The 23326-nt window shown below is 59.0% G+C and carries 32 protein-coding genes; 11 read left to right on the forward strand and 21 right to left on the reverse strand.

Features of this window, described 5'->3' with window-relative positions:
- Positions 1–62 precede the first annotated feature (62 nt).
- On the forward strand, positions 63–641 hold the full coding sequence (locus QP990_RS08620; RefSeq protein WP_023020567.1) for a hypothetical protein: 579 nt from the start codon (positions 63–65) through the stop codon (positions 639–641).
- Positions 642–699: 58 nt separating this feature from the next.
- Here the strand turns inward: QP990_RS08620 and rplE are convergent, their stop codons facing one another.
- From rplE to rplN, 3 genes are read right to left on the reverse strand one after another with little or no spacing between them, the layout of a single operon-like run.
- Entirely contained in the window at positions 700–1251 is a 552-nt protein-coding gene (gene rplE, locus QP990_RS08625) for a 50S ribosomal protein L5 (protein ID WP_023020566.1), read from the reverse strand.
- Positions 1252–1253: 2 nt separating this feature from the next.
- Complete coding sequence (rplX, locus tag QP990_RS08630) at positions 1254–1568, reverse strand: 50S ribosomal protein L24 (RefSeq protein ID WP_023027809.1); 315 nt, start codon at positions 1566–1568, stop codon at positions 1254–1256.
- A gap of 4 nt (positions 1569–1572) precedes the next feature.
- The gene (rplN, locus tag QP990_RS08635) at positions 1573–1941 is read right to left on the reverse strand and encodes a 50S ribosomal protein L14 (protein WP_005322812.1); all 369 of its coding nucleotides are present in this window, start codon (positions 1939–1941) and stop codon (positions 1573–1575) included.
- A gap of 529 nt (positions 1942–2470) precedes the next feature.
- On the opposite strand from rplN, the gene QP990_RS08640 reads away from it, so the two are divergent.
- Positions 2471–3388 carry a hypothetical protein gene (locus QP990_RS08640; protein ID WP_023020564.1) on the forward strand — a complete coding sequence of 306 codons (918 nt, stop codon included), beginning with the start codon at positions 2471–2473 and terminating at the stop codon, positions 3386–3388.
- 218 nt (positions 3389–3606) lie between these two features.
- On the opposite strand, the gene QP990_RS08645 is transcribed toward QP990_RS08640, so the two are convergent.
- Both QP990_RS08645 and QP990_RS08650 read right to left on the reverse strand, forming a co-directional pair.
- Positions 3607–5655 (reverse strand): sucrose-specific PTS transporter subunit IIBC, encoded by a 2049-nt coding sequence (locus QP990_RS08645; RefSeq protein WP_023020563.1) that lies wholly within the window; start codon positions 5653–5655, stop codon positions 3607–3609.
- Positions 5656–5788: 133 nt separating this feature from the next.
- Complete coding sequence (locus QP990_RS08650) at positions 5789–6997, reverse strand: glycoside hydrolase family 32 protein (protein WP_023020562.1); 1209 nt, start codon at positions 6995–6997, stop codon at positions 5789–5791.
- Positions 6998–7017: 20 nt separating this feature from the next.
- Between QP990_RS08650 and QP990_RS08655 the strand changes: the two genes are divergently transcribed.
- Together QP990_RS08655 and QP990_RS08660 are read left to right on the forward strand one after the other, a co-directional pair.
- The gene (locus QP990_RS08655; protein ID WP_023020561.1) at positions 7018–7902 is read left to right on the forward strand and encodes a carbohydrate kinase; all 885 of its coding nucleotides are present in this window, start codon (positions 7018–7020) and stop codon (positions 7900–7902) included.
- A complete protein-coding gene (locus QP990_RS08660; RefSeq protein ID WP_023020560.1) occupies positions 7899–8291 on the forward strand; it encodes a hypothetical protein in 393 nt (130 codons plus the stop codon). The genes QP990_RS08655 and QP990_RS08660 overlap by 4 nt, the downstream gene beginning before the upstream one ends.
- Positions 8292–8327: 36 nt before the next feature.
- On the opposite strand, the gene QP990_RS08665 is transcribed toward QP990_RS08660, so the two are convergent.
- The 4 genes from QP990_RS08665 to QP990_RS08680 form a co-directional block, all read right to left on the reverse strand.
- Positions 8328–9161, reverse strand: a complete 834-nt coding sequence (locus tag QP990_RS08665; RefSeq protein WP_023020559.1) for an ABC transporter ATP-binding protein — start codon at positions 9159–9161, stop codon at positions 8328–8330.
- Between the two features lie 85 nt (positions 9162–9246).
- On the reverse strand, positions 9247–10281 hold the full coding sequence (locus QP990_RS08670) for an iron chelate uptake ABC transporter family permease subunit (RefSeq protein WP_023020558.1): 1035 nt from the start codon (positions 10279–10281) through the stop codon (positions 9247–9249).
- Positions 10282–10286: 5 nt separating this feature from the next.
- On the reverse strand, positions 10287–11369 hold the full coding sequence (locus tag QP990_RS08675; RefSeq protein ID WP_023020557.1) for an iron ABC transporter permease: 1083 nt from the start codon (positions 11367–11369) through the stop codon (positions 10287–10289).
- Positions 11370–12317, reverse strand: coding sequence for an ABC transporter substrate-binding protein (locus tag QP990_RS08680; protein WP_023020556.1), 948 nt, complete (start codon positions 12315–12317; stop codon positions 11370–11372).
- Between the two features lie 100 nt (positions 12318–12417).
- Between QP990_RS08680 and QP990_RS08685 the strand changes: the two genes are divergently transcribed.
- Positions 12418–13239 carry a siderophore-interacting protein gene (locus QP990_RS08685; protein ID WP_023020555.1) on the forward strand — a complete coding sequence of 274 codons (822 nt, stop codon included), beginning with the start codon at positions 12418–12420 and terminating at the stop codon, positions 13237–13239.
- A gap of 72 nt (positions 13240–13311) precedes the next feature.
- On the opposite strand, the gene rpsQ is transcribed toward QP990_RS08685, so the two are convergent.
- Genes rpsQ through rpsJ form a run of 11 tightly spaced genes read right to left on the reverse strand, consistent with a single transcriptional unit; the run spans position 13312 to position 18483 of the window.
- Complete coding sequence (gene rpsQ / locus QP990_RS08690; RefSeq protein ID WP_284799079.1) at positions 13312–13620, reverse strand: 30S ribosomal protein S17; 309 nt, start codon at positions 13618–13620, stop codon at positions 13312–13314.
- Between the two features lie 2 nt (positions 13621–13622).
- Positions 13623–13853 carry a 50S ribosomal protein L29 gene (rpmC, locus tag QP990_RS08695; RefSeq protein WP_005322842.1) on the reverse strand — a complete coding sequence of 77 codons (231 nt, stop codon included), beginning with the start codon at positions 13851–13853 and terminating at the stop codon, positions 13623–13625.
- Positions 13853–14269 (reverse strand): 50S ribosomal protein L16, encoded by a 417-nt coding sequence (rplP, locus tag QP990_RS08700; RefSeq protein WP_023020553.1) that lies wholly within the window; start codon positions 14267–14269, stop codon positions 13853–13855. The genes rpmC and rplP overlap by 1 nt, the downstream gene beginning before the upstream one ends.
- 3 nt (positions 14270–14272) lie before the next feature.
- Entirely contained in the window at positions 14273–15016 is a 744-nt protein-coding gene (gene rpsC / locus QP990_RS08705) for a 30S ribosomal protein S3 (protein ID WP_023027807.1), read from the reverse strand.
- Positions 15016–15378, reverse strand: coding sequence for a 50S ribosomal protein L22 (rplV, locus tag QP990_RS08710; protein ID WP_005276938.1), 363 nt, complete (start codon positions 15376–15378; stop codon positions 15016–15018). Before rplV ends, rpsC begins: the two co-directional genes overlap by 1 nt.
- Before the next feature lie 3 nt (positions 15379–15381).
- Positions 15382–15660 (reverse strand): 30S ribosomal protein S19, encoded by a 279-nt coding sequence (rpsS, locus tag QP990_RS08715; RefSeq protein ID WP_005276936.1) that lies wholly within the window; start codon positions 15658–15660, stop codon positions 15382–15384.
- 13 nt (positions 15661–15673) lie between these two features.
- Positions 15674–16510 carry a 50S ribosomal protein L2 gene (rplB, locus tag QP990_RS08720; RefSeq protein ID WP_023020551.1) on the reverse strand — a complete coding sequence of 279 codons (837 nt, stop codon included), beginning with the start codon at positions 16508–16510 and terminating at the stop codon, positions 15674–15676.
- Positions 16511–16545: 35 nt separating this feature from the next.
- Entirely contained in the window at positions 16546–16848 is a 303-nt protein-coding gene (gene rplW / locus QP990_RS08725; RefSeq protein WP_023020550.1) for a 50S ribosomal protein L23, read from the reverse strand.
- Positions 16848–17501, reverse strand: a complete 654-nt coding sequence (gene rplD / locus QP990_RS08730; protein WP_005322847.1) for a 50S ribosomal protein L4 — start codon at positions 17499–17501, stop codon at positions 16848–16850. The genes rplW and rplD overlap by 1 nt, the downstream gene beginning before the upstream one ends.
- Positions 17498–18154 carry a 50S ribosomal protein L3 gene (gene rplC / locus QP990_RS08735; RefSeq protein ID WP_023020549.1) on the reverse strand — a complete coding sequence of 219 codons (657 nt, stop codon included), beginning with the start codon at positions 18152–18154 and terminating at the stop codon, positions 17498–17500. The genes rplD and rplC overlap by 4 nt, the downstream gene beginning before the upstream one ends.
- Positions 18155–18177: 23 nt before the next feature.
- Positions 18178–18483: a 30S ribosomal protein S10 gene (rpsJ, locus tag QP990_RS08740; protein WP_003848085.1), complete on the reverse strand. Its 306-nt coding sequence runs from the start codon at positions 18481–18483 to the stop codon at positions 18178–18180.
- A 719-nt stretch (positions 18484–19202) separates the two neighbouring features.
- Between rpsJ and QP990_RS08745 the strand changes: the two genes are divergently transcribed.
- Genes QP990_RS08745 through amaP form a run of 6 tightly spaced genes read left to right on the forward strand, consistent with a single transcriptional unit; the run spans position 19203 to position 22324 of the window.
- On the forward strand, positions 19203–19682 hold the full coding sequence (locus QP990_RS08745; protein WP_023020548.1) for an Asp23/Gls24 family envelope stress response protein: 480 nt from the start codon (positions 19203–19205) through the stop codon (positions 19680–19682).
- 5 nt (positions 19683–19687) lie between these two features.
- The gene (locus tag QP990_RS08750; protein WP_023020547.1) at positions 19688–20035 is read left to right on the forward strand and encodes a hypothetical protein; all 348 of its coding nucleotides are present in this window, start codon (positions 19688–19690) and stop codon (positions 20033–20035) included.
- 2 nt (positions 20036–20037) lie between these two features.
- Entirely contained in the window at positions 20038–20232 is a 195-nt protein-coding gene (locus QP990_RS08755; protein WP_023020546.1) for a DUF2273 domain-containing protein, read from the forward strand.
- Entirely contained in the window at positions 20232–21197 is a 966-nt protein-coding gene (locus tag QP990_RS08760; RefSeq protein WP_023020545.1) for an Asp23/Gls24 family envelope stress response protein, read from the forward strand. The genes QP990_RS08755 and QP990_RS08760 overlap by 1 nt, the downstream gene beginning before the upstream one ends.
- Positions 21190–21756, forward strand: a complete 567-nt coding sequence (locus tag QP990_RS08765) for a DUF6286 domain-containing protein (RefSeq protein ID WP_023020544.1) — start codon at positions 21190–21192, stop codon at positions 21754–21756. Before QP990_RS08760 ends, QP990_RS08765 begins: the two co-directional genes overlap by 8 nt.
- Positions 21749–22324, forward strand: a complete 576-nt coding sequence (amaP, locus tag QP990_RS08770) for an alkaline shock response membrane anchor protein AmaP (protein ID WP_023020543.1) — start codon at positions 21749–21751, stop codon at positions 22322–22324. The genes QP990_RS08765 and amaP overlap by 8 nt, the downstream gene beginning before the upstream one ends.
- Here the strand turns inward: amaP and QP990_RS08775 are convergent.
- On the reverse strand, positions 22313–23011 hold the full coding sequence (locus tag QP990_RS08775) for a hypothetical protein (RefSeq protein ID WP_023020542.1): 699 nt from the start codon (positions 23009–23011) through the stop codon (positions 22313–22315). The two genes, amaP and QP990_RS08775, sit on opposite strands and share 12 nt — an antisense overlap.
- Positions 23012–23326: the final 315 nt, after the last annotated feature.

The following is a 23326-nucleotide window of genomic DNA, read 5'->3' on the forward strand; positions in this document are numbered from 1 at the left end:
GCTCCCTTTATTCACACCATGCAGACGTGCAGCTCCGAGCTACCACCGCTGGGGGTTGCACAATGAGTCCCTACCTGAGACTTCGCCGTTGGCCGGAGTTCTTTTTAATCCTCAGCCTTGGCGTGGTAGCGCAGTTCCTGGATAACTTGGCCGTTCCACAGCTCTTCGGAGCGCCACTGAACCGTCCCGTATTCGTTTTCAATCTGCTGCCACTGCTCGTCGCAGGCTCCATACTGGCGTTGCTGAATAGTTCATGGGATGAGAAATACGAGGCCACGAGCACGGCCCGTTCGCTACGCAAGGAGAAAACTGCCTTGTTGGGTGCAGCTACCGCAGCGTGGACCGCTGTGTTCGGATTCGGATTATTCATTGGGGTAGTACCTATTCATTCAGCATCCACGATCCTTTTCTGTCTCGCTGCGGTTGGCGTCGCGTTAACGCTGCGTAGCGCACTGGACTCGAAGGCATCTGCGGGAATTGCGCTCCCCCTGTCGTTGCTGGCGCTCCTTTTTCCCTGGTGCTTGGGCGAAACCACGCCGTTGGGCAATTCCCTCGGCCAAAGTATGTCTCCCATCATTGCCATCGTGTGCGCCACTATCTTCCTTGTAGGCGCGGCTGCGTGGCTTCACCGACGGCACTAAAACCAAAAAATTCCCCCGGCCTCCTTTCGGAGTGCCGGGGGAATGCCTCAAGCGCTATTTACTTGAACGGGAAGCCGAGCTCGCGCAGGAGCTTGCGGCCCTCGTCGTCGTTAGTAGCGGTGGTAACGACGGTGATGTCCATACCACGAGGGCGGTCGATCTTGTCGATGTCGATCTCGTAGAACATGGACTGCTCGGACAGGCCGAAGGTGTAGTTGCCGTGGCCGTCGAACTGCTGATCAGACAGACCGCGGAAGTCACGAATACGTGGCAGCGCGATGGTCAGCAGGCGGTCTAGGAACTCCCACATGCGGTCGCCGCGCAGGGTAACGCGTGCGCCAATGGGCATGCCCTCACGAAGCTTGAAGTTCGCGATGGACTTCTTAGCGCGACGCAGCTGCGGCTTCTGACCGGTAATAGCGGTCAGATCCTCGAGTGCGCCGTTGATGACCTTGGAGTCACGTGCGGCTTCGCCAACACCCATGTTGACGACAACCTTGGTGACACCAGGGATCTGCATGACGTTGTCGTACTTGAACTCGTCATTCAGGGTCTTGCGGATTTCCTCGCGGTAGCGAGTCTTCAGACGCGGGGTGTAGTTCTCGCTCATTTTTAGATGTCCTTCCCGTTGCTACGCGCGATACGGACCTTCTTGCCGTTCTCGTCGAAACGGTAGCCCACGCGGGTCGGGTTGCCTTCGGAGTCAACGATCGCAACGTTGGACACGTGGATCGGTGCTTCCTGGGTAACGATTCCGCCGGACTCGGCGCCACGCTCGGCAGCAGAGTTTGCGACGTGCTTCTTGATGCGGTTAACGCCCTCTACGAGGACCTTGTCACGCTTTGGGTATGCCTCGATGACCTTGCCCTTCGCGCCCTTATCTGGGCCCGAAATGACGATCACCATATCTCCCTTATGGATCTTCATAAGACTAGATCACCTCCGGTGCGAGAGAAACGATCTTCATGAAACGCTTGTCACGAAGTTCGCGAGCAACCGGTCCGAAGATACGGGTACCACGAGGCTCGCTATCGCCCTTGAGAACAACTGCAGCGTTCTCGTCAAAGCGAATGTAGGAGCCGTCTGGACGACGGGTTTCCTTCTTCGCACGGACGATAACTGCCTTAACTACGTCGCCTTCCTTGACGTTGCCACCTGGGACAGCGTCCTTGACAGTCGCGACGATGACGTCGCCGATGCCAGCGGAGCGTCGGACAGAGCCGCCGAGAACGCGGATGCACAGCAGTTCACGTGCACCAGAGTTGTCGGCGACGCGCAGACGCGATTCTTGCTGAATCACTATGGGTCTCCTGACCTGGATTGATGTGCGGTAAGATTTCCGTCCTTGCCGCACGCGGTCTACAAACTTGCGATGCTCAAGCCTTGACAACGGACTGTGCCGAAGGGTCTCGGACCGGCGGTTCGGAAACGCACCACTACGGGCCGACCAGCTTTTGCAACCTATACATTCAACCACACGCCAGCGCCCATACCAAAACGCCGCTTAGTGATTACCGACGCCCCCTACCTCCACATATATTTCCGTCAGTACACCCGCTTACCCCTCGGCCTCTTATTTCGAATACTACGACACGCATAGGCTCCAAAATCATCGCCACAATCTGCACATATGAACCACACTTTAACAACGCTCAGTGCAAAGTCCATCGCGCAGCCATTCTAATGGTTTGATCTTTCACTGCTGTAACGCATGAGAATTACAGTTAACTTCTGATTTTCATGCAACAACTGCAAATTCTGTGACTACTGGTATTTGCCCGCGAAAGACGTTTCTTTGCTCTTTCCCATATTTCCCGAAGGAGAAACACATGAAGCGTTTGCCACAGACCCTGACTGCTGCTGTACTGACCGGCGCACTCGCCTTTGGCGGCGCAGCTATTGCCCAGGCTCAGATGCCACTACCGGCTTCCATCGAGACCAATGGCATTACCTACGACAAGCAGCCCGACGGCAGCTACGCACCACGCAACCGCTTTGAGAACCCAGCCGGCGAGGACACCGTACCTACCCTCACTGAGGATCAAGCTCGCGCCATCTGGGAGCGTCAGCAGTCAAAGGATGGTGAAAGCGCTGATCCTGAGACCCCTGGAAACGAGACTGACACTGAAGGCGCAGCCGACGCCGAGGGTACTGACTCCGAGAGCTCCAACAAAGAAGGTATCCCTGCTCCAGCTACGAAGAAGGACGCCGAGGGCAACGAGTGGTACCAGAGCCTGAAGGATCCGAAGGTTTACGTCAACGACCCAGCTCTGGTGAATGAAGAGATCACCGACGAGATGCGCAATTCTTACGCTGAGGCGTTCCTGTCTGAGGATTCGAAGCCTGAATTCGACAAGAATAAGCTGGCTTGGTTGGCACTGCCAGCTGCACTGATCATCGGTGGCATCACCTGGTACCTTTCCCAGGACGGCAAGACCTACGTCAAGGACGAGGCACGCAAGAACCAGGAACCGACCGCTGAGGAAAAGGCTGCTTCCGAGCAGATGCTGAACGCTAACAAGGACGAAGTTATCGCCCAGGTCGGTCAGCTCGCTAAGGGCGACGCTGCCCTGGCTGAGGTTCCTTCCGCACTATCTGCCCCGGCAACTGGCGAATCTGCAGACTCCGCACGTGACATGTCCGCTGAGACCGGCTCCAACTCCGTTGCACAGGCTCTGGCTGCTCTGGCCGTAGCTGCAATGGTTGCTGCTGGCGCTTTCACCGCACGCCGCAAGTTCTTCGCTTAAGCAAGAGCCTCCCTACTAGATAGGAAACTGAATTGAGACTTGCTGCGTCGGTCGGGCTTCGGTCCGGCCGGCGCAGCTTTTTGCTGTGGACTCCCTGGTGCATCGCAATTCGCTTGGGCTCCAAATGAGCTTTTGGCCATGGGAGCACAGTTGTTTCTAATACACTAAAGGCCGAACTGGGAAGAAGTATCTCTCAGTTCGGCCTTTGTTCTTTAGAGCTAGCTGGTTGTACTGGAAGGCTCCTCAGTGGATGCAGGTGTAGCTGCATGGCCAGTGGTTGGTGTGGATGCTGGCTCGAGCTTGGGATCCACGGTGAAGATATCGGTACCGGAGCCAATAAGTTCGCCGGGGCGGAAGGCCTCGGTAGGGATGACCGGGCCGGTCTTCTTCGAATTCGAGACAACCACCGGAGTGGTCACGGGAAGGCCGGCGGCCTTGATAGCGTCGATATCGAATTCGGCGAGGATATCGCCCCGCTTGACCTCATCGCCCTTGGTGACGTGGGAGGTGAAGTGCTCACCCTTGAGGTTTACCGTATCGAATCCGATATGCATGAGGATATCGATGTTGCCCACCACTGAGTCCTTGGCACGAATGGCATAGGCATGGTGGGAGGGGAAAGTAACGGTGATTTTGCCGTCGGCAGGCGCAACCAGCTTGCCCACGGTGGGCTCGATTGCCACACCTTGGCCCAGCTTGCCACCGGCAAACATAGGATCGCTGACCTGAGACAGTGGCACGGCGGTGCCCTCCAGTGGGGAGAAGATGGTGCAGGCATCGTCGGCAGCTACCGCAGCTGGGGTGGCAGCGGCAGCCTGTGCCTCGGCTGCGGGAGGATTGACCTCGTCCGGGTCGATGGAGCCATTCTTCCGAATGAGCACGCGGCCGTAGAGGTACGCGCCCACAAAGGCAATCACGAAGGAGATGACACCACACAGGAGGAAGGTCGGCACGAAGCGGGGGACGGAGACGAAACCGATGAAGCCGGCGGCGCCGAGGGCATCGGCAAGCACGCCAAAGATGGCGATGAAGGCAGAGGAAACGGCGGACGCCGCCATGCCGATATAGAACGGCCAGCGCAAGCGAAGGTTTACGCCGAAGATAGCGGGCTCAGTAATACCGAACAGGGCGGAAATGCCGGAGGCACCGGCCAGCCCCTTGAGCTTTTCGGAGCGGGCCAGGAAGTATACGGCGAGCGCGACACCACCTTGGGCGATATTGGCCATGGAGGCAATCGGGAAGATAAAGGAACCGCCCTCGTTCCACAACATCGTCTCAATCGGCGGGAAAGATTGATGCAAGCCGGTAATCACAATCGGCGAATAGACAAGGCCGAAGAGGAAACCGGCCACTGGACCGGCAAAGTCATAGAGGTTAGCTAGTCCCATGCCAAGCCAGTCGCCGGCCGTGCGCAGGATGGGCCCCAAGCCCATAAAGGTTAAGAAACCGGTAATGAGCAGCGTGAGCAGCGGGGTAAGCATGAAGTCCACCGTGCCCTTGAGGTGCTTGTGCAGGAATTTCTCCAAGGTGGCGAGGATCCACGAAATCACCAAGATAGGAAGGATGGAACCTTGGTAGCCGGCCTGGGCGACGTCGAAGCCAAAGATATTCCAATAGGACATCTCGCCGCTTTCAATCGCTTCAGCCACGTTGTAACCGCTGACCAAATCCGGCATGACCATCGCCATAGCCATACCGGCGCCAAGGAACTCGTTGCCACCAAAGCGCTTCGTCGCGGTAAAGCCGACGAGGATGGGCAGGAAGGCGAACGGCGCGGCGGCGAGCAAATTAACTAGCCCAGCAAAGCCTTCCCACGCCGGGAACATCTCGATGACGGATTTATCGCCAAACAGGCCTTCGGCCGTCAAGACGTTATTGAGAGCCATGAGCAAACCGCCGCCCAATAGGATGGGGATGAGCGGCACGAAGATATCCGCCAAGACTTTGACGGCCCGGCTAAACCAGTTGCCGGATTCAGCAGCGATGTCTTTTAGACGGTCGGTGGATACGGCCACGTCCTTGGAAATCAGGTTGGTCATTTCCTGGAAGACGATATTGACGTCACCAGGGCCGACGATGACCTGGAACATACCGCCAGCCTCAAAGGTGCCCTTGAGATCGGGGTCATTATCCAGCGCGGCGGTATCCACCTTGTCCGAATCTTGCAGCACCATGCGCAGGCGCGTGGCGCAGTGCGCGAGTGCGTTGATGTTGTTTTCGCCGCCGAGCGCCTTAAGCGTGCGGGCGGCTACTTCCTTGTGGTCCATAGAAGAGCCCTTCAGTGTAATGGATCACATCCTGATACCGGACGTGACTACTTATGTCCATTACAGCTGGAATTCGGGCCTAAGTCCACACATTCGGGCGGAGTGTTGGCAACTTCACCGGTGATAGGTACACCTACCCGCGCGGTTCCCACCCCTGCCACGGTGACTCGCCAAACACCGCGAACGAAGCAGCAATCCGACCACCCCCGGCATAGACCTCAACGGCGCAGCCATCCGCAATCAAGCGCATCTCACCATCCGGGCAGTCGATGGGTTCTCCGCCATTAAAGGAAATGGTCCCGTCGCGTTGGGTGACACGGAAAGCTTCATCCCCGGCGGCGTCGATAAGAGCAAAGGAACCTTCGCCCTTGATATCGATGGTGGAGCCAAAGCCTTCGCGCCCGTGGGTCTCCGGCAAGGCAGACCACAGCGGCTCTTGGTGCAAGTAGTCACCCTCAAGCCAGATGCGGCGTGGCAGGGTCAAGGTGTGCACCCAGCCTTGCGTCGGAGTGTCATCCTGGGCGGGCATGCCCATCCACCCCAGCAGGATGCCGTCCTCGGTAGCCTGCGGCGCATAAAACTGGGTGCCGTGATCCAAGAGTGTAAAGCCGCGCTCAATGTGAAAATCCAACCCTTCGAGCGTGCCCACGACATAGCCGCAGCGGTCCGTTTCTGCTTGCGGGCAAAAGATGAGTACCTGCTTGTCCCCTAGCGTGAGGAGATTAGGACACTCCCACATATATCCGCCCGGCAGCTGGGAAGGATCATCCAAAACAATCTCGCCCTGAAAGTCCCACTGCGCTAAGTCCTGGGAGCGGTAGAGAACAATGGTGCCGCGTTCATCTTCGGTTTGGGCGCCGATGACCATCCGCCAACCGTCACCGTCGCGGGTGATCTGTGGGTCACGGAAGTGGCCCGTATAACCCTCCGGGGAGTCCGGGATGAGGGGGTTATTCTCATCGCGGAGATAGATGCCGCCTTCAGGGCCCGAAGGGTCGAGGGCGCGCACGCGGTTCTGCGAGGGAATGCGGCGGCCGTCTTGTTTCAGGTTGCCTGTATAAAACAGCCAGACATCGGTGCCATCGACCACCGCGCCGCCCGAATAGCATCCATCCTTGTCATAGGGCAGATCCGGGTATAAGGCATCCGGGTGGTGTTGCCATGGCGTGGGCGCGGAAACACGTGTGGTCGCATGGCCCCAGCCGGTGCGCTTGGGCTGGCGCGGGAAGGCAGGGTCATGCTGGTAGTAAACATGCAAGGTATCACCGTCTACAAAGACACCATTGGGATCATTGAGGCGGCCTTGTGGTGGGGCAAGGTGAAAATTGGGCCGGTAGTTCATATCACCGATACTATGAAAATATGACTATTCATGTGTGCGGTGAAGGGCTCGTGGACCTCGTTCCAGTAGCCCCTGGCAGCTTGAACGACCACACCCCGGCGCTGGGCGGCGGGCCATTTAACGTGGCCATCGCAGCCGCGAGACTGGGGGCGGACGTAGAGTTCCAGTCCCGCCTTTCTACCGATGGTTTTGGCCAGGAACTCGTTGGCCGCCTTAAGTCAGAAGGCGTGACCACCACCCACCTGCAGCGTGGCGATGAGCCCACCACGCTAGCCGTCACGACCATCCATGAGGACGGCTCCGCTTCCTATAACTTCTATATCGAGGGCACCGCCGACCGCTTGGTTGAGCCACACTTGGTTCCGGCCGATATCGCGTGCTTTGGCACGGTCTCCCTTGCCCTTGAACCTGGCGCCTCCCGCTATGCGCAACTATTGAAGGATTTTGCCGCACAAGGTACCTTGGTCGCCCTCGATCCGAATATCCGCCCGTTCTACGCCACCCAGGAGCACCGAGAATTCCTAGCGGACCTGCTCCCCCACGTCACTGTGCTCAAGCTTTCCGACGAGGAGGTGGAATTCCTCGGCACCGACCTCATTTCCCAGGTCCCCGTCGTCGTAATTACCCGCGGCGGGGAGGGCCTTAGCGTTCAGGCCGGTGACACCGCACTACAGGTGCCGGCCGCAAAGGTCACCGTCGCCGACACCATTGGCGCCGGCGATACCATCATGGCCGCATTGTTGACCCAGATTGATGAGCGCGGGCTCGACGCCACCGCCTTGTCTGAACTAGGAGCTGCGGAGTGGAAGGAAATCCTGTCCTTCGCCGCGGCCGCCGCAGGGATCACCGTTTCACGCAAAGGTGCTAACCCACCACGGCGTGAGGAAGTAGAGTCAGCGCTATGACCTACACCAAGCGCACCCTGTGGCTGCACTCCGCGCTCTTTATCCTCGCGTTTCTCGCGTTTATCCTGCCCGTAGTTTTTGGCACCTCCGCTCTACTTCCTGTTTGGTTGACCGGCGGGCTGAGTTTGGGGCTTGCGGCTTGCACGCTTGTCGACGCCGCCTATAAATTCTTCGCCCCCGCCTCCCCTCGTAGCCTCCGCCTGCTCTCTGGTCTTGCCGGCCTCGTTCTGCTCATCGGCTGGGGCATCTGGGTCTATATCTACGGCAATATGGCGGCCGTCGGCACAGGATCCTATCGAATCGGTACCTTTTTGCTCGGCGCGGGAAGCGTGCTCAATCTTTTTGTAGTGGCAATTTCCTTTCTAGATATACAAAGAAAGGTCAACTAGAGCGACTGGGCAACAGCCACAATTGGCAGGTTTCCACTAATGCGCCGCTACGACGCGGCGGGGAACAATGATGGGGGCATCACTATCCGGATCGTCCCAGGCTTCAGCCTCGATGCCATAGGCCTGCTCCAATACCTTCGGGGATAGCGCTTGTTTCGGCGCCCCGCGAGCGATAATTTTGCCGGCTTTCATCACCACCATGGAATCAGAATAGTGGCCCGCCAGCATGAGATCGTGCAGGACTACAACCACTGTTTTTCCCACCTGCGCCTGTGCGCGAGCCAACTCCAGCATGCGCATGGCATGGGCGGGGTCGAGAAAGGTCGTGGGTTCGTCGAGAAGCAGCACAGGCGTATCTTGTGCCAGTGCCAACGCCAGCCAGACGCGTTGGCGCTGCCCACCCGATAGCGAAGCGATATCACGATCGAGGAAGTCCACAATGTCGGTAGCCTCGCAGGCCTGCGCGATAGTCTCCCGATCCGTAGCGGAAAGGCCGCGCATCCTCCCCTGATAGGGATGACGCCCGCGCGCGACCAACTCGCCTACCCGTAGCCCATCGGGGGCCACGGGGTGCTGCGGCAGCAGCGCCACCTGCTGCGCGGCATCCTTCGCGGACAACGCATGTAGGTCAGCGTCCCCGACCATGACGCTGCCCTGCCGCGGGGCCAGGATTTTCGAGAGAGTTTTCAGCAGCGTGGACTTGCCACAGCCATTGGGCCCAATGAGCGTGGTGACTTCGCCGGCACGGGCGTGCAGATCGACGCCGGCAAGGATGTCCTCGCCATCCTTATATCCCGCATGAATGCCGGTGGCGTGGAGACTGCACCGAGGCTTCGCGCTCGTGGGCTGTTTAGGCTGATTATTCGTCATATCTTTTCCTTCATCCACGTACGACTATCTAGCACCATCCGGCGCTGTGTTTGTCCGTTTCCCCCGCTGTGCCGCGGCGCAACGTTTAGCTGCGCCCGGCCGCATTCCACACCACTATCACCAAGGCGCAGCCGCCGATGACCGAGGAAACCGCACCCACCGGCGCGTCTACCGGGATAGCGCCAGCGATGACGGCGCACACGGTAAGCAACGCCGCGCCCGCGGCTGCCGACGCCAGCGGCGATGGCGTGGGGGTGCGCGCCACCATCCGCGCCAGGTGCGGCGCTAGCAGCGCGATAAACCCAATGGGTCCCACCACCGAGACCACCACGGCGCTGATACCGGTTGCCGCGATAAGCAGAAGAGAGCGCTGGCGGGAGATATTCACGCCCAGGGTGGTTGCGGAGGAATCATCATGGGCAAGCAACGGCAATTCCCGCGCGCACCAGATGCCTATAGCGAGAAACGGCGCTAATGCCGCCAGCAGGGGGAGGATGACCTCCATGCGCACAAATCCAGTCGATCCCGCAAGCCACGTTTGCGCCTCCGCAGCGCGCAGGACCTGGGCGCTGCGCATCAAATACGCCACGATGGCCTGAAACAGCAGCGATAAGGCAATACCGACGATGACGATGCGGTTGCTCGTACCGATGCCACCAAGGGTGGCGAGGAGGAGGACAACGAGGAGGGCGCCGATCGTCGCCAAGCATGCCCGCCACCAAAACTCCGGGATGCCCTCAGCGAAACTGGGGCGCGAATGCACGGTGCCCAGGACCACCAGCACCGATGCCCCGCCGGTAACGCCTAAAATATCCGGCGAGGCGAGCGGGTTGCGGGCCATGGTTTGCGTCCAAGAACCGGCCAGACCGAGGGCGGTGCCCACGATGACGGTGGCGATAGCAACCGGCAGGCGCAAGTCCCACACCACCCTGATGTGGCTCTCGCTGCCGCCGCCGGTGAGGACATCGATGACTTGCCGTGGGCTCAGTTCCACGGAACCTTGCCCCAACAATACTAAGTACGCGATAAGGGCGATAAGGATAAATGCCAACGTGGAAGCGAGCACGCGCGCGTGCCGACGGCGTTGCTGCGCTGTTAAAATTGTGCTGATCGTGGTCATGCGTTTTACCCCCACGTTCTGCCCATTCCTCGGTGGGCACCCCAAATGAGGAAGGGTGCGCCCACTACTGCGAGGACGATGGACATCTCCAGCTCCGAGTTACCCACAATGAGGCGGCCGATGATATCGGCGGCAAGCACGGCACAACCACCTAAGAGCGCGGAGGGCAAAAGCATGGTAGCAACGCTAGGGCCCACCACCCGCCGCACGATGTGAGGAATGGCAAAGCCGACGAAGGCAATGGGCCCCGTTGCCGCCGTTGCACTGCCGGCCAGCACCACGACGCTGAGCGCCGCGCCCACCCGCGCGGTGGTGGGGGACCCGCCCAAGGCGAGGGAGGACTCCTCCCCCATAGCCAAAAGGTCGAGGGGTCTGGCTGCCATCGCCGCGCACGCTAGGCCGATAACAAGCCCTATGCCCGCGATCGCGACGTCTTCTGGGCCGCGGCCAAAGGTGGATCCGATGGTCCACCGCCGCATGCTATCGAGGACGTCCGTGGAATAAAGGCCGATGATCATCGCGCCCGATCCCAAGGCGGCGGAGACGCCGGCACCTACCAGAACGAGCGTCAGAGGATCCTGAAACCGCCGCGATACGGCTAAGACCAGCAGCGTGGTAATACCCGCGCCAGCGAGCGCGAGGGTAGTCCGCATACCGGTGGAGGTAGCAATGCCGATGGCCGTGCCTATGGCAACAAAGAATGACGCACCCGCGGTAACGCCAATAAACCCTGGATCCGCCAGCGGGTTTCTGGTCCACGATTGCGCCAGTACACCGGCCACAGCAAGGGCCGCGCCGGCGAAATAAGCCAGGAAGGTGCGCGGCATGCGCAGGTTCCACACGATATCGTGGATATCCTGCTCCCCTGCTCCGTGCAGGGCGGCGATGACCTCCCCGGGCGGAATCGAGCGGGATCCTAGCGTCAAGGACGCCACCGCCAACACCAGACTGGCGAGGATGAGGGCAACAAGGAGCAGCTTGTGACTCTGTGCCCGCGTCATTACCGGTGCGGCGGCGCCGGTGGCGGTAGGACTATCTGCGGTGTTATCCGTCTGGATTTTTTGGCCGACTTTCGTGGTTGCTGACAATTACAGCTTCTCTTCAAACTTATCTACTGCCCAGGGGATGGTCACCGGGTTCGGCATACTCATGGCATTACCGGTATCCGTATCCAGGTAGCGCACGCGACCATCCTTGACAACGTCGAGGCCTTGGAAGGTCTTATCCTTCTTCAAGGCTTCGGAGGAACCGTTGTAGTCCAGGACAAAGAGGTAATCAACCTGGTTAAGTTTTGCGTAATTTTCTGGGGCAATGTCAACGAAGAAGCTGCTGCCATCGCCCTGCAAGGCATCGGGGATCTCCATGCCAAGATCCTCGATGAATTGTCCGCGCCCGTCCTCCTCGGTGTAGAGGCCGATTTTGCCGTCATAAGGCATGACGATGGCCGCAGATTTATCCTGCAATTCCGTGTGCTCGCGGCGGAATTCCTCGAAGGCCTTTTCGGTGTCATCGATAAGCTTATCGCCTTCGTCTTCCTTACCCACCGCGTCTGCAATAGTTTCTACCTGCTTTTCCCAGGGCACCTGCCAGTCTTCATAGCCATCTGGCTTGACGGTGGTAGGCGCGATGTCTTCCAGGGATTCCTTCGTATGCGCATCCACGGCCTGGTTCACCGCAATGATCTGGGTGGGATCTGCCGCGGTGATCTGCTCAAAGGTATCCGCGGTGAATCCGGTTGCGGTATTATAAATCACCTCAGGCTTTGCATCGCCCAAAAGCTTATCTGCCCAGGGGCCGACGCCGGAGGGATCGCCATCGCCCTCAGCACCCCACGGTGCCACCGCCACGGGAGTGATCCCCAGGGCAAGTAGCGTATCGGCGTCACCCAGGCCCAGGCTAGCCACCCGCTGCTCGCTGGAAGCGTCAGTAGCCTTAGCCGTTTCATCGCCTTCACCGCGGGAGCAGCCTCCTAAGGCTACGGCTCCGGCAGAAAGCACTGCTACTGCACCCAAACTACGACGGCCGAAAATCTTCACCAGGCTAGCCCTTTCAAGAAGGAGGAAAATAACTTTGCTTAGCCTATACCGCAAAGAGTAATTTAGGCAAGCCTTAGTTTATTATGAGTATATTAGACGCATGAACTCTTCCCCACAATCCGCCACGATGCGTCAACACGAACTCATCCCCGTTATTCTGACCGCTAATAAACGGATCCGGCCGCGCCTGCACCGCCTGACGTTTTATGCCGAGGCATTCCGGACATACACCCTCTCCGGACCCGATGAATTCTTTGGACTCGTCATGCCACAAGCCGGACAGGAATTTAGGCCCTTCCCCGTCGACGGCATAAACCTTCGCTCGGCGGTAAGCGCGATTTGCGAGGAGAGGCGGCCGGACCTGCGCTGGTATACCATCCGCGCGCTCCATTCAGAAGAGGCCACAGTCGATGTCGACGTGGTCACCCACGGCGATTCCGGACCTGGCTCGCGGTGGATTCGCCGCGCACGAGCCGGCGATACGGCGGGATTCTTTACGTGCAACGACTTGTGGCGACCAACCGAGTCGGCACAACTTCTAGTCGCCGATGCATCCGCCCTGCCCGCCCTGCGGCACATCTTGGCCTACCAAGAAAACCATAACCCGGCGATGCTTCGAGCCACCGACGTTATGGCCGTGGTAACCAGCGAGGACGAGGTAGAGCCGGGCCTTGCAACTCGGTGGGAGACGAGCGTCCGCAGCCTGCGCATCATTCATACCCAACCGCGTCAGGAGGCGGATGCTGTCGTAGCCGCTCTAAGAGCGGACTATGCCCGTGCGCCGGGGCCAGGGTACGTGTGGGCTTCCGGCGAGGGGGAGCTAGCAAAGAGCGTACGAGGCCTCGCGGTGAATGAGTGGGGCCTGGATACCACCGACGTCACGTGGGTTCCCTACTGGTTTTATGGAAGGGCCCGACCGTAGCTAAGCCCGAAAACGGCGAAGGCCCCTACCCCGAACCATTAGATTCGGAGCAGGGGCTGCGCTGGCTAGTTTTTACTTAGCCTTCTCGATGATCTCAACGAGACGGAAGTGCTTGTCCTTGGACAGCGGGCGGGTCTCAGCGATGCGTACGAGATCGCCGATGCCTGCGGTTTCTTCCTCGTCGTGCGCCTTAACCTTCTTGTTAGAACGCAAGATCTTGCCGTACAGGGCGTGCTGCTTGCGGTCTTCCAGCTCGACAACGATGGTCTTGTTCATCTTGTCGGATACTACATAGCCGGTGCGAACCTTAGGAGCGCCCTTGACCTTCTCCTTCTTCGGAGTAGGTGCCTTCTTGGAATCAGTCACGTTAGCCTCACTCATGATTAAGCCTCAGCTCCCGGAGCAACGGACAGGCCCAGCTCGCGCTCGCGCAGAACGGTGTAGATGCGGGCAATGTCGCGCTTAACCGTGCCGATGCGGCGGTTGTTGGTCAGCTGGCCGGTGGCCTTCTGGAAGCGAAGGTTGAACAGTTCTTCCTTCGCATCCTTCAGGCGGGACTGCAGCTCAGCATTGTCGAGCTCACGGAACTCGTGGGCGGGGGTACCGGTTGCCATTAGAACTGGTCCTCCTTCTTGATGATACGGACCTTGCAAGGAAGCTTCTGGCCAGCGCGGCGCAGAGCCTCAATTGCAACGGCATCGTTCGGATAGCTCATCTCGAAAAGTACGCGGCCCGGCTTAACGTTAGCCACCCACTTCTCAACCGGGCCCTTACCGGAACCCATACGAACGCCGAGCGGCTTCTGGGTCAACGGACGGTCCGGGAAGATGTTGATCCACACCTTGCCACCACGCTTGACGTGGCGGTTGATGGCAATACGTGCGGCCTCAATCTGACGGTTGGTGATGTACGCCGGCTCGAGAGCCTGGATAGCGTAATCGCCGAAGTTGATGCGGTTACCGCCCTTGGACACGCCGCGACGGTTCGGGCGGTGCTGACGGCGGTACTTAACACGCTTAGGAATCAGCATGGATTAGCCCTCCTGCTTCTGCTGTGCACGCTGGCGGCGCTGGCCACCGCGGCGGGAGCGACCATTGCGGTCACGGCCACGGCCCTGTGCCGGAGCGTTCAGTTCGGACTCGCGTACGCCACCGACGACGTCACCCTTATAGATCCACACCTTGATGCCAATGCGGCCGAAGGTGGTGTGGGCCTCTGCGGTGCCGTAATCGATTTCGGCGCGAAGAGTGTGCAGCGGAACGCGACCCTCGTGGTAGCGCTCAACGCGGGACATTTCAGCACCACCCAGGCGGCCGGACAGCAGAATCTTGATGCCCTTGACCTGTGGCTGGCGCATAGCGGACTGGATAGCCTTGCGCATTGCACGACGGAATGCGACGCGGTTAACCAGCTGCTCCGCGATGGAGTGAGCAACCAGGGTTGCGTTTGCGTCTACCTGCTTGACCTCGAGGATGTTGAGGGCAACCATCTTGCCGGTGAGCTTTTCCAGCTCGCGGCGGATACGGTCAGCCTCAGCACCGCGGCGGCCAATCACGATGCCTGGGCGGGCGGTGTGAATGTCGACGCGGACGCGGTCGCGGGTGCGCTCGATAACGACGTCGGCAATGCCGGCGCGCTCGAGGCCCTTGTTGAGGTAGTTACGAATCTTGATGTCTTCGGCTACGTAGTTCGCGTAGTCCTTATCGGCGAACCAGTGGGTCTTCCAGTCGGAAGTGATGCCCAAACGTAGGCCGTGAGGATGGATCTTCTGGCCCATTACTTGGCCCCTTCCTGCTGGCTTTCGACCACCACGGTGATGTGGCTGGTGCGCTTACGAATCATGAATGCACGACCCTGTGCACGCGGCTGGAAACGACGCATGGTCGGACCCTCGTTGGCATAAGCCTCGGAGATGACCAGGGTACGTGGGTCGAGGCCGAAGTTGTTCTCAGCGTTAGCGGCTGCAGAAGCAACGACCTTAGCAACTGGCTTGGAAGCACCCTGCGGTGCGTACTTCAGGATAGCCAGGGCTTCGCTTACGGACTTGCCGCGGACCAGATCGAGCACGCGACGTGCCTTCATCGGGGTGACGCGGACGTAGCGGGCCGTGGCGGATGCGGAGGTGATGGTCTCACTCATCGCTTATCGACGTCCCTTCTTGTCATCCTTGACGTGACCCTTAAAGGTCTTGGTTGGTGCAAACTCGCCCAGCTTGTGGCCGACCATGGAGTCCTCGATGAAAACCGGCACGTGCTTGCGGCCGTCGTGGACGGCGAAGGTGTGACCGATGAAATCGGGGAGAATGGTCGAGCGGCGAGACCAGGTCTTGATGACCTGCTTGGTGCCTGCATCGTTCTGAGCATCCACCTTGTTGAGGAGGTGCTCATCGACGAACGGGCCCTTCTTAAGGCTGCGTGGCATTGTTTACCTCCTCTTAGCGCTTCTTGTTCGGGCGACGACGGCGCACGATCATGTTGTTGGAGTAACGGTTCGGGTTGCGGGTGCGACCCTCCTTGTGGCCCCATGGGGACACAGGGTGGCGACCACCCGAGGTCTTACCCTCACCACCACCGTGTGGGTGGTCAACCGGGTTCATTACGACACCGCGGACGGTCGGGCGAACGCCCTTCCAACGCATACGGCCGGCCTTGCCCCAGCGGATGTTCATCTGCTCGGCATTGCCAACCTCACCAACGGTGGCGCGGCAGCGGATATCCACACGGCGGATTTCGGAAGACGGCATACGCAGAACTGCGTACTTGCCTTCCTTACCCAGCAGCTGAATGGAAGCACCAGCGGAGCGAGCCAGCTTAGCGCCAGCACCCGGCTTGAGCTCAACAGCGTGGATGGTAGAACCGGTCGGGATATTACGCAGAGGCAGGTTGTTGCCAACCTTGATATCTGCATTCGGGCCGGACTCTACGATGGTGCCCTGCTTCAGACCCTTAGGGGCGATGATGTAGCGCTTTTCGCCATCAACGTAGTGAAGCAGTGCAATGTTTGCGGTGCGGTTCGGGTCGTACTCGATGTGAGCGACCTTTGCCGGGATGCCGTCCTTGTCGTTACGACGGAAGTCGATCAGACGGTAACGGCGCTTGTGGCCACCGCCGATATGGCGGGTGGTGATGCGGCCGTAGTTGTTACGGCCACCAGTCTTGCTCAGCGGGCGCAGCAGGGACTTCTCCGGAGTAGAACGAGTGATCTCGTCAAACTCAGAAACGGAGGATGCGCGGCGACCCGGAGTTGTCGGCTTGTACTTACGAATAGCCATAATTCTTCCTTTTCCTTTCGGCTCTCCGGTGACGCTTAAGCGCCGCCGCCGAAGACGTCGATGGAGTCGCTGCCTTCACGGAGCGTCACATATGCACGCTTGGTGGACTTACGCTGGCCGTAACCGGTGCGGGTGCGCTTACGCTTGCCTGCACGGTTCACGGTGTTCACGGAGTCGACCTTGACGTCAAAGATCTGCTCTACGGCATCTTTAATCTGGGACTTATTGGAGTCCGTGGAGACGTAGAACGTGTACACGTTCTGCTCCATCAGACCGTAGGACTTCTCGGATACAACCGGGGCGATGATGATATCGCGTGGGTTAGAAATCTTAGCCATTAGTTCTCCTCCTTATCCGCGCCGGTTGCGCGGTTGATGAAGGTGTGTAGCGCCTCAACGGAGAACACAACGTCATCGGAGTAGAGAACGTCGTAGGTGTTGAGCTGGCCAGCGTCCAGGATCTGAACGTTAGGCAGGTTATTAGCGCTACGACGAGCGTTGATGTCCTCGCGGCCGATGACCAGGAGCACGTTCTTGCGCTCGGTCAGGGACTCGAGGAAGGCCTTAGCCGACTTGGTGGACGGCTTCTGGCCCGGTACGAGCTCTTCGATGACGTGGATGCGCTCGTTGCGAGCACGGTCAGACAGTGCACCGAAGAGAGCAGCCTTGATCATCTTCTTAGGGGTGCGCTGTGCGTAGTCGCGCGGCTGTGGGCCATGGACGGTGCCGCCACCGGTGTAATGCGGTGCGCGGATTGAGCCCTGGCGTGCACGGCCGGTGCCCTTCTGACGGAAAGGCTTGCGACCACCACCGCGGACATCGCCGCGGGTCTTGGTTGCGTGGGTGCCCTGGCGTGCAGCAGCAAGCTGAGCGTTAACAACCTGGTGCATCAGAGCAATGGATGCCTCGGTGTCAAAGATTTCAGCAGGCAGGTCTACAGAGCCGTTGGTCTTACCCTCGGAAGTGTGGACGTCTAGCTTGAGGTTGCTCATGCGTGTGCACCGCCCTTCACTGCGGTCTTAACGGTGACGAGGCCGCCGCGCGCACCAGGGATAGCACCCTTGATGAGCAGCAGGTTGGACTCGGCATCGATTTTCTGAATCTTCAGGTTCTGGGTGGTCACGCGGTCCTGGCCCATACGGCCAGCCATGCGCTTGCCCTTGAAGACGCGGCCCGGGGTAGCAGCGCCGCCGATGCCACCAACGCGGCGGTGAGCGGCCTGGTTACCGTGAGCTGCGCCCTGGCCTGCGAAGCCGTGGCGCTTCATGGCACCAGCGTAGCCGTGGCCCTTGGTCTTGCCGGTGACGTCAACGAAGGTGATGCCCTCGAAGATGTCAACCTTGACCTCTTGGCCAACCTCATAAGCAGAGGTGTCGTCCATGCGGATTTCCGCAACGTGACGGCGTGGGGTTACGCCAGCCTTCTTGAAGTGACCACCAACCGGCTTATTTGCCTTGCGTGGGTCGATTTCGCCAAAGGCGATCTGGATGGCGCTGTAGCCATCGGTTTCGGGGGTGCGAATCTGGGTGACAACGCATGGCCCTGCCTCGACGACGGTAACCGGTACAACGCGGTTGTCCTCGTCGAAGACCTGGGTCATGCCGAGCTTCTTGCCCAGAATGCCCTTGATCTCGTTTTCACTCATTATTTGTTCTCCACCAAAGTCGCTTACTGGATGTTCACGTCGACGCTTGCCGGAAGATCGATGCGCATAAGAGCATCAACGGTCTTCGGGGTTGGGTCGAGAATGTCGATCAGGCGCTTGTGAGTGCGCATCTCGAAGTGCTCGCGAGAGTCCTTGTACTTGTGCGGAGAACGAATAACTGCGTATACGTTCTTCTCGGTTGGGAGCGGCACTGGGCCGACTACACGAGCACCGGTACGGGTAACGGTCTCGACGATCTTCTTTGCAGAAGCGTCGATAGCCTCGTGGTCATAGGCCTTCAGCCGAATGCGGATTTTTTGTCCCGCCACGCTTATCCTCTTCCTCGCTTCCCCACTTTCACATTCCCGGCGTTTCCGGGGCGTGAAGCGGTGGGAAATTGCTTCTCGATTTCTCTATAACGTTGTCCGGGCTTGGGGGCCTGACACAACGCCAGTGGTCTGACTGTCATGACGACCAAGAGTTGCGGTACATGGCAAGCGCCAGAACGCAGTGCTCTCGACGGGGTACAAGACCCGTGGTCAAAGTATTGTGAAGAGGACGGTTTTCACGCATTACACGTGGAGAGTGTCCAATTCGTCTACTGCCGCTGTTTATTTGCCATGCCCCTTCTCCGGTCCATCTTCTCGGGGTGTCACTGCTCTAACGCGGACCTAGCCCGATCGGATGACCTTCCAGTCAATGTTTCAAGTTCCCCTGAAACATGGCGACAACGAAGGTGTCATGTTCGCTTTACCAGCTCAGCGTCTCCCCGAGACTGCGCTTGACGACGTCCGTCGCTCGCACCACATCTCGGTTCTCGCTGCCCTGTTAAAGCAACCTTTGTATTTAAGCATGTTGGGCTGCGGTTTTTCAAGCCGCGTATTAAACCGTGCCAAAAATCACGTTTTGGAAAATTTTGTTGCCTCGCACCCCACACTCGGCTGAGAAGTATCTAAACTCGGAGGCAATGGCTGTGGACTCTTTGTTCTGCCTAGATAGTTGAATATCGCGTTCATGCATTACCCAATAAAGAAAGGCTCACTCGCCCATGTCTGAAAACAAGACCCCTGCACAAAACTCTGACAACCAGGTTCCCGCTTCCGAGGAGCGCGAGGTCAATAACAACCTGGAAACCCAGTACGGCACCACCACCATCGATGATGTCGTGGTCTCCAAGATTGCCGGCATCGCAGCCCGCGAGGTTTCCGGCGTGGATTCCCTGGGTGGCGGCGGCGCCCGCATGATCGGCAATATTCGCGAGTCTTTCGGTGCTTCCGAGGACGTCCGCCAGGGCGTAGACGTAGAGGTAGCAGAAGGCTCCGCCCGCATCGAGATTGCAATTACGGCTGAGTACGGCGTGGCCATCCACGAGCTCGCTGAGGCTATCCGCCGCAACATCATGAATGCTGTAGAGCGCATGACTGGCCTGAGTGTCGAGCGCGTCAACGTTGTTGTTCACGATGTCAAGCTGCCGAAAGATGAGTCCGAGTCTGAAGACCAGGCTGCTTTGAACCAGGGTCAGGCCTAAGCCCAATGCCTGAGCCCCGAGCACATTTCGAGCTCGAGGTAAGCCACGCCCACGCTATTGCACAGGCCGTCACGAAGGTCCGCGGCGTCGCTGCACTCGACGGCGGTTCGTTCAGTTCGGTGAGTTTGTACCTCCCAGGCGAGCGCATCGTCGGTATGCGGCGACCCAATCCGCGCGACGATCGCCACCTGCAGATCAACATCCGCGTCGATATCAGCGCGGCGCCGGACCTTTATGCCTTGGCAGAAGACATCCGGTCCGCCGCACGAGGGGCATGTCCCGAACTGCAGCGCATTGACGTTGAGTTTTCTGACGCCGTGGATGGCTTATCCGCTGCTCCATCGAAGGAATAGATATGAAAAATTACACCACTTTGGGCATCATTTCCGGCCTTATTCTTGCCTTCTTTTTGCACCTAGGTTGGGGTCCGACCCTGCTCGCCGTACTCCTTGCTGCCATTGGCGGAATCGTGGGAGCACACTTTGATGGCCGTATCGATCTCACCTCGGTGTGGAATGGCCTCATCGGTAAGGAGAAAGGCCAAGGTTAATGACAGATAGTTCCACTCAGGGCCACACGCGTATCTCGCTGCGGACCATGGAACGCATCGTTACCGCCGCGATCGCTAGCGTCCCCGGCACCAAGGCCATAGAGGCCAAGCTAGCGGGCATCGGCGGCCGCGGTTTTCCACGGGTCTCGGTCCAAATGGACTCGGAGCGCGAGGTAGCGGCCGTCAACGCCACTATCGGCGTAGTGTGGCCCTCGCCGGTTACTACGGTGGCGGAGCATACCCGCGCCGCCATTTCAGAAGCCATCGCGGCACATACCGGTTATTCCACTACACGCGTTAATGTCACCGTTGGCGGTTCCGTTCCGGGCAATCGGGTAACAGCGGCAGAAGTGGAGCAGCGCCAGGTTGCTGCTGCCGTCGCGCCGCACATCACGCCCTCGCCGGTCTGGCAGCCGGTCACTGCCGAGTCGGTCAACGTACGCAGCATTGCCACACCGCAGAAAACACCGGTGCGCAGCGTCACTGCCCCGGACTCCGACATCGCGGTGCGGTCCGTAAACACTCCGCGCGAGGCTGAGGTACGCAGTGTCTCTGCTGATCTCCCTGACCACCACCTGCGCGAAATCTCTTCCCCAGGTGAACATGCGCTGCGGCCTCTCAAAGAGCCTAAGCCGGTACACGTTCACAGCGTGGCGGCACCGCGCCCAGCCAAGCTGGTCCCCAGCGGACAGGTTCGCCCGCTGTCGCGAAAAGTACAGGTATCAGCTCCTCGGCCGCAGCCGCTGCGTGATATCGAGATCCGCCACGAGTGGACACCGCGCCGCGTGCAGACCCCTAAGTCCGTTCCTGCGCGAAAGGTACAAGCCCCTCGACCACAAGCACTCAAACGTATTGAGGTCACCCCGGCCAACCCTCGCCCACTGCACGTGGATGTGCCACGGCCGGAGCCGTTGCGCGCCATTTCCATAAACCCCTACCGCCCACAAGGAGGCAACCATGGCTGAACAGCACATGCCTGAACACTTTGGGCAGCAGCCGAAGGCGTCTCCAGCGGCGCGATCGTGGGCTGTGATTCTAGGGCTGCTTCTGATCGCCGCGGGCATCGTCGGCGTGCGCGAGACGTGGCTTGTAGGTTCTGGTTCCGATGCCCAATCGTGGGTACAGCCAGTACTTAACCTCATCGCCACTGAACAGCTGCAGACCTGGATGATTTGGGCCGGTGTCGCATCCATCATCGTCGGCCTTATCTTCCTATTTGCAACGCTAAAGACGCGCCGCACAACGCACCTGCAGCTGGCTTCCGATACCGCGTCCATGTGGATGCGGCCGGTAGATATCGCTCGCCTATCTTCGGCGACTGCTCGCCGCGTGCCGGGCGTTGCCTCCGCACAGACCTCAGCGGATAAAAAGACCGCTAAGGTCACCGTCAATGGTGATACCGACGATGCCGAGCTGCAGGGCCGAGTAGAGACCGCGGTTACGCAGTGCCTGGCGCACTTAAAGAATCCGCCACAGGTCACCGTAGCTGTAGAAAAGATTCCGGAGTTGGATAACAATGTCTAGAAAACTTGCTACTTTTGACCGTATCCTGCTCGGCCTGCTGGGAATAATCCTCATCGCTTTGGGCGTGTGGCCCATCCTTATCCACTTCAATGTGGAGTTTGCCAAGTACTTAGCCCTGTGGGTGGACCACGATGCGTGGAAGACGTTGGCGGACAATGACTGGTGGGTCTGGGCGCTGGCCGGTGGTTCCGCACTACTGCTTATCGTAGGCCTGTGGCTCGTGGTAGCTAACCTGCGCCACCGTCGCTTTAATAACGTGGAGTCTGCATCGTCTAATGACAAGGGATCTATCACGACGTCGATGAACGCTATTGCCGGTGCTGTGGCCCAGGATCTGGATGGAATTAAGGGCGTCGAGCACGTGGAGCGGCTCGTGGCTTATGACCGTGCCCGCCCTACCCTGCAGTACACGGTCACGGCCAATCCGGATACCCCGGTGGAGCGCCTTACTGGCGCCGTGGAGACCAATGAACGCGATTTCCGCGCGGCTTTCCCGGACGCGGATTTGGACACCATTTATAAACTGCAATTCAGCAAGGTTGGGCCTCTGAAGGACCTATCCGAATAGCGGGTTCGGGGTCTCTGCCACTAGGACCTCTTCAATGGCCCCCAAACGGGCCGATTCGCCGCCCCCGAGGATCACTTCCAGTTCCTCTCCGGGGCGGCATTTTTCTATTCGCTGCCAAGAATAATCCTGGCGAGTAACGCGGCGATTTTCCTTGGCAAATAGGTGTAACCCATGGTCAAGAACGCCAATGGCCCCGGAGAAGCGAAGAACAAAGACGAAATCGCCTAACTCCTGTCGCTTCAGGCCCTTGAGGTCTGGGCACGTAGTGCTCAACCGCATGAGGCTGGTAACCACGCCAAAGCGGTGCTCGAAGCCTTCTGTATCACGAATGGTAAAAGGCCGGCCGGGCCCGGTTGGGCGAATGGAATCATATGCCCATACCACGGGTTGAGCTTGTGGACGGCGCACGATGACGTGGGTGGGGGTGGCGGTAATGCGGTTAGTGGGGGCGTCGGCAAGCACCAGCCACTCCCCTTCCGCAATGCGTCCGTTATCCAAGGGCAGAAGCGGTGGATGCACGGCCGCTTGTCGCTGCAACTCCGCTACCAGCTCCGCATCGCTCGCACCCCAACCGATGCCCCGATTAGCCAGCATGGCAAAGAAGGTGGCGAGGCTGAGGTCGGGTTGGCCTTCCCAGGCGCGACGGAGGGACTCAAGCGTGGGATCGATGCGGGTGGGGTCATCCATATCCGCCAAGATTACCCAGCACCCGCGCCGGCCAGACAGCCGGGGCCGAGAGGAAAATTTTCACCCCCGAGTTAATTTCATTCAATTAAATAAATACTATAAGTGTTCAACAATCTCGAGCCACATATCGCCTGCTCACAATGTATTTATTGCAGATTTTTCCACCCTAGCTACGTTCAGTAATACCTGTCGTATTATTGGGGATTTATGTCACGGGGTTAATTTGATTGTGTTCTGGATAACAGATTATTAGATTAGTCACATACAACGATTCGCTCGTTGGATACACCTTGCACCCCGTTTCCTGCTTAACCG

Origin of the sequence: Corynebacterium sp. MSK071 (assembly GCF_030232125.1) — a bacterium.
GTDB classification, from domain to species: domain Bacteria; phylum Actinomycetota; class Actinomycetes; order Mycobacteriales; family Mycobacteriaceae; genus Corynebacterium; species Corynebacterium kefirresidentii.